This window comes from Rhizobacter sp. (genome assembly GCF_031412075.1).
Classification (GTDB): domain Bacteria; phylum Pseudomonadota; class Gammaproteobacteria; order Burkholderiales; family Burkholderiaceae_C; genus Rhizobacter.
The window spans coordinates 1-3792 of the sequence record NZ_JANOCG010000259.1 but is presented as its reverse complement, the minus strand read 5'-3'; the positions used below and the strand labels follow the sequence as shown (position 1 = coordinate 3792).

Sequence of the window (3792 nt, the reverse complement as noted above, 5' to 3'; positions counted from 1 at the left end):
GGTTCTGGATGATGGCCGGCGCGAGGCCCTTGCTCGGCTCGTCGATGAGCAGCAGGCGGCGCGGCTCAACCATCGCGCGTGCAATCGCGAGCATCTGCTTCTGCCCGCCCGAGAGCTTGCCCGCCGGGTGCAGCCAGAACTTCTTCACCGCGGGAAACAGCTCGAACAACCATTCGAGGCGCTTGGTGTCCATCTGCTCCACGGTGCTGGCGTTGCGCGCGGCGAGCAGCATGTTTTCGCGCACCGAGAGGTCGGCAAAGATGCCCATGTTCTCGGGCACGTAGGCGATGCCGAGTTGGGCGATGTCGGGTGTGGGGAGGCCGGCGATGTCTTGGCCGTCGAAGCGCACGCGGCCTTTCGAGGCGGCCCACAAACCCATGATGGTTCGCAGCGTGGTGGTCTTGCCGGCGCCATTGCGGCCGAGCAGCATGGTGACCTGGCCAGTGGGTACCTCGAAGTCGACGCCGTGCAGGATGTGATACGCCCCGATGTGCGTTTGCACGCCTTGCAGAGACAGGAGCACGCCCTCCACCGTTCGGGCTGAGCCAGTCGAAGCCTGAGTGGCAAGCGCGCTGGGCTTCGACAAGCTCAGCCCGAACGGAGGTTCGCGGTCGTCGCTCATGGCGTCGCCTCCGCCACGGTACCGAGATAAGCCTGCTGAACGATCGGCGAGGCGATCACCGCGGCCGGTTCACCGTCGGCCACCAGCTGACCGTTGTGCAGCACGATGATGCGGTCGGCCAGCTCGCGCACCACGTCCATCTTGTGCTCGACCAGCAAGATGGTGCAGTCGCGCCTTGATTTGAGTGCGCGGATGAGGTCCAGGATCACCGGCACCTCGTCCACGCTCATGCCGGCGGTGGGTTCGTCGAACATGAAAACCTGCGGGTCGAGTGCCATCAGCATGGCGACCTCGAGCTTGCGTTGGTCACCGTGCGGCAGGCTGCTTGCGGCCACGTCGGCCTTGTCGGCCAGGCGCACACGCTCCAGCATGGCGTGGGCACGCTCCAGCGTGTTGCGCCGGTCGAGCCACACCGACCAGAGGTTGAGCCCCTCCTTGCGACGCGATTGCACGGCCAGGCGCACGTTCTCCACCACCGACAGGTTGGGGAACAGCTGGGTCAGCTGGAAAGCCCGGCCCAGCCCGCGGTGCGTGCGGGCCGAGGCGGCTTCACGGGTGATGTCGACACCGTTCAACTTCACTACCCCTTCGGTCGCGCGAAGCTGGCCGGAGATCAGGTTGAAGTAGGTGGTCTTGCCCGCGCCGTTGGGGCCGACGATGGCGGTCAGGGTGCCGGGCTGGAAAGCGCAGCTCACATGATCCACCGCCACGTGCCCGCCGAAGCGGATGGTGAGGTCTTTGGTTTCGAGCATCTTTGTCAGTTCAGGGCAGGTTCCACACGGGCACCGTCAGGGGCACGTTCCGATCACGTAGTAGTTGGGAGCGGTCTGCTTGAGCGTGGTCGTGACGAACACATTCCACAGACCCATGTTCTGGCCGGAGCCGTTGGCCCGCGCGTAACCCATCACAACCGTCGCGCGGCCAGCGGTGGTGTGGGCGTAGTTGCTCGCGCTGAAGCAGGTGGGCGCGGGGCCGGGCGGTGGCGGTGGGTTGGGGTCGGGGTCAGGTGGTGTGCCGCCACCCGAGGCCAGCCGGTCGACCATCGCCTTGATGGCCGCCTGCTGGGTGCCGGCCTTCTGCGCGAAGTCGCTGCCGTACCAGCCCACCCAATCCCAGCAGCCATTGGGGTTGGGCAAGGAGCCGCTGGCCGAGGTGGCACGGCGGCTGCTATCCACCTTGGTCTGTGGGAACAACACGATGATGTGGTTGGTGTCGGCCCAGCGTGTGTAGCCGGTGTTCTTGACGAACTTGTCGCCGATGGTCGCGTAGTTCTGCTGGCAGCCGTGCAGGGCCACGTGCAGCTTGCATGGCGTGCCGCTGGCGCAGCTGGCCGGCACGTAGAGCCAGCCGGTGGCGGCCATGCCGGGGTTGCTGGTGAAGGCCGACTGGTTGAACTCGATGTAGTTGGCTGCGGCAGGCGCGTTGTTGCGGGCGCTGAGCGTGCCGTAGAACTGGGTCAACGCGGCCTTGGCGCCGTCGTAGCCGCAGTTGCTGATGTAGGGCGAGGCGCTGCTGCTGCAGGCGTTGTTGCCGGTGGCGCCGAAGTCGGTCGGGAACACGTGTGCCGTGCTGGCGCGCTGCACGAACTCGAGGTTGGCCGCGGGCACGCCGTTGTGGGTGTACTGCGTGCGTGCCGCGTTCATCGGGTTGGGGCCGACGGTGGTGTCGCTGCTGCCGACGAACATGTAGATCTTCTGGGCGGCGACATTCGACTTGTTGTCGATCGAGGTGCCGCTCCAGTTGTTGATGTCGGCCTGCATGGTGCTCAGCATGCTGGCGCTGATCGACGCGTTGTACATGCAGGCGGTGTAGTTGCTGTGACCCGCGCACATGTAGGGGCCGCCCGCGAACACGCCCACGCCCTTGAAGGTCGACGAGTAGGCGTAGCCGAGCTGGTTGGCCATGAAGCCGCCCGCCGACAGGCCCGACACGGTGATCTGGCTGGTGTCGATGTTGTACGCGGGCAGTGGCACGGCGGCTTGCGTGCAGGCGGCAACAGCAAACGACAACGCCGCAACAAAACGCTTGAGAAAGCTGCTCATGCTGGTCCCCTCTTGATTTGCGACATGCTTCAGCTGCCCGCCAAACTCCGTTCGGGCTGAGCCTGTATTCCCGATCGCCCTGAGCCTGTCGAAGGGAGCCAGCGCCGTGCTCTGCGCACCCTTCGACAGGCTCAGGGCGAACGGACTCTGGCCCGCGAAATCGGGAATGACGGCGCTACGTGATCAACGCTTGTTGTTGATCGGGATGTTCATCTCCTCGGGCTTGATCTCGCGGATCAGCTCGGGCACACCCCAGGCAAAGGCCGGGTCGATCTTGATCTTGAAGTGGTACATGCTCTGCATGGCCTGGTGGTCTTCCTTGCGGAAGGTCATCTTGCCCTTGGGCGTCTCGAAGCTCATGCCTTCCATCGTGGTGATGAGCTTGTCGGTGTTGGTATTGCCCTGGGTCTTCTTCAGTGCCTCGACCAGTGCAATGGCAGCGCTCATGCCACCCGCGGTGAAGAAGTCAGGCGGCGTCTGGAACTTCTTGTAGTGGTTGGCGACCAGCCACTCGTTGACCGGGTTCTTCGGGATGCCGAAGTAGTAGTACGCCGCACCTTCGAGGCCGGGGTATTGCTTGTAGGCGACGAGCGCCGGCAAGATGTTGCCGCCGGAGGCGAGCTCGATGCCGTAGCGCTTTTGCAGCTCGAGGTCGGCGAACTTGCTGAACGGTGAGTTGGCGCCGGCCCACACCACCCAGACGATCTTGCGGCCGGGTTTGTCTTTCAGCGCGTCGATCACCCGCTGGATGCCGGCGGTGAAGTCGGTGGTCGCGGGAGGCAGGTACTCCTCGTGCACGAGCTTGGCGTTCTTGATCGCGTCGCGGAAGGCCTTCACACCGTCGCGGCCGAAGGCGAAGTCTTGCGCGAGGGTGGCCACGGTCACGCCGGCCTTGTCCAAGGCGACCGCATTGGAGATCGCGTCTTGCGAACTGTTGCGGCCGGTGCGGAAGATGTACTTGTTCCACTTCTCGCCGGTGATCGAGTCGGCCACGGCCGGCTCCACCAGCAGGATCTTCTTGTACTCCTCGGCGACGGGCAGCATGGCCAGCGCCACACCCGAGCCGGTGGTGCCGATGGCGATGTCGGCCTTGTCGTCGCCGTAGGCGGTGGCCAGCAGGCTCTTGCC

General features: G+C 65.0%; 4 protein-coding genes. All 4 read right to left on the bottom strand.

Features of this window, described 5'->3' with window-relative positions:
- The coding region (locus RMO40_RS09335) for an ABC transporter ATP-binding protein (protein WP_489660134.1) at window positions 1–622 on the bottom strand (622 nt) is incomplete at its 3' end.
- Entirely contained in the window at window positions 619–1374 is a 756-nt protein-coding gene (locus RMO40_RS09330) for an ATP-binding cassette domain-containing protein (RefSeq protein WP_309719526.1), read from the bottom strand. The genes RMO40_RS09335 and RMO40_RS09330, both read right to left, overlap by 4 nt.
- Before the next feature lie 36 nt (window positions 1375–1410).
- Window positions 1411–2664, bottom strand: coding sequence for an extracellular catalytic domain type 2 short-chain-length polyhydroxyalkanoate depolymerase (locus tag RMO40_RS09325; RefSeq protein ID WP_309719523.1), 1254 nt, complete (start codon window positions 2662–2664; stop codon window positions 1411–1413).
- Between the two features lie 183 nt (window positions 2665–2847).
- Window positions 2848–3792 (bottom strand): substrate-binding domain-containing protein (locus RMO40_RS09320; RefSeq protein WP_309719520.1); only part of this gene is annotated, 945 nt, incomplete at its 5' end.